Below are 1303 nucleotides of genomic sequence, written 5' to 3'. Positions count from 1 at the left end.
CACGAGCGCGAGGACATAGCTTGAGCCATCTTGCGAATGGTTGCCTTTTCGCCTTCGTTATATTCTCCATCGGAAGCCGCTGCCTTGACCGCAAAGTAAATAGATGCTTTACCGGACTTGTTGGTGGCTGAGGTTCTAGTCACGACTTCCGTGATGTCTTCGTTAGCTGGATAGCTTTCTAACTCTTTCAATAAGGATTCTGGCGCTCCAGCCGCTGCTCCCTTTCCAATAATCCATTTTCTCTCCTCTTCTGAGATTTCTCCATCACCATTTGCAGCAATAAGATTGGACTTTAGAAAGGTGGCAAGCACTTCAACAGTAGGGATTTCCCCGAGATCCCAACCCCACAATTCCTTAAAATACCACTTGGCTATGATTTCCCTTACGGCATCGATTTCTGGTGTAACTGTTGCCATTTTATTTTCCTGAGTTTTCAGATTCTATAAATTTGCTAATCTGTCTTCAATCATGGGATATAGCAGTTTGTACTGCAATGAGGTACACCATAAAGTTGAATTAACAAGCTTTTCAGCTTCAAGATGTACCTCACCAGACAAAAAACGCTACATAACAGTTTTCATCAACCCACGCCCGTTATTATCACATGAATTCAGCCATTAATCTACAGCTTAAGCAATAATTTATAATTTCTAAAAATTTACCCTCTACAGGAGATAATACGGAAATAAATTCAGAGCTGTAGCTATTCGCTAACCCTATGGTTGAGATTTATAGCAATTCTCAGCAACGTTTGACAGACATTGCATATCCTTTGAAGGCAATAGGCAATAGGAAATAGGCAATAGGAAATAGCATTGTATCGCTGTTACCTGTTACCTGTTACCTGTTCCCTATTCCCTACTCCCGATTCCCTTTGCTATCCTACTTACCCCCGTAATAAAACGCAATCTCTTTGTCTTTAAGAGGGGTAAAATCAGCATCGAGCAGCATTTGATTGAGCTCTGCTTGAGGGATATGCTTGGCTCCAATCCGCACAATTCTGGATCTCATGGTATTGCTGACACCGCTTCGTTGCCGTTGAGCTTCCAATCCCATCACTTGGTTGTAAAGGTCTAACTTAGCTTTGGGGATTGGCGAGCCATCTAAATCAATTCCCTTTGCGATCGCGTCATCAACCGCATCAGCACCTGTAGTGGTTTGAGTCTGGGAATTACTTTCGGTAGACATAGTAAGCTGATAGTTATAGATACGAAAGTATTTTACAGGGTGTCGGTTTCCTTAACAAAGGGTGGAATTAGATTCAAAAGTCCCCCTTATTAAGGGCAGGGCGATTTCATTCTGG

General features: G+C 42.4%; 2 protein-coding genes. Both read right to left on the bottom strand.

Annotated features, from left to right (window positions below):
* A partial coding sequence (locus F6K37_RS42905) for a tellurite resistance TerB family protein (RefSeq protein WP_287257284.1) occupies positions 1-416 on the bottom strand: 416 nt, incomplete at its 3' end.
* A 466-nt stretch (positions 417-882) separates the two neighbouring features.
* Complete coding sequence (locus tag F6K37_RS42900; protein WP_071108105.1) at positions 883-1188, bottom strand: small RNA NsiR4-regulated ssr1528 family protein; 306 nt, start codon at positions 1186-1188, stop codon at positions 883-885.
* Positions 1189-1303 lie beyond the last annotated feature (115 nt).

It is taken from the genome of Moorena sp. SIO4E2, from assembly GCF_010671945.1.
GTDB lineage: Bacteria > Cyanobacteriota > Cyanobacteriia > Cyanobacteriales > Coleofasciculaceae > Moorena > Moorena producens.
This window is presented reverse-complemented; position numbering and strand designations above follow the sequence as displayed.

Coding starts and splice junctions, on each gene's coding strand:
- F6K37_RS42900 (WP_071108105.1), bottom strand. CDS start 1,188: ATGTCTACCGAAAGTAATTCCCAGACTCAAACCACTACAGGTGCTGAT.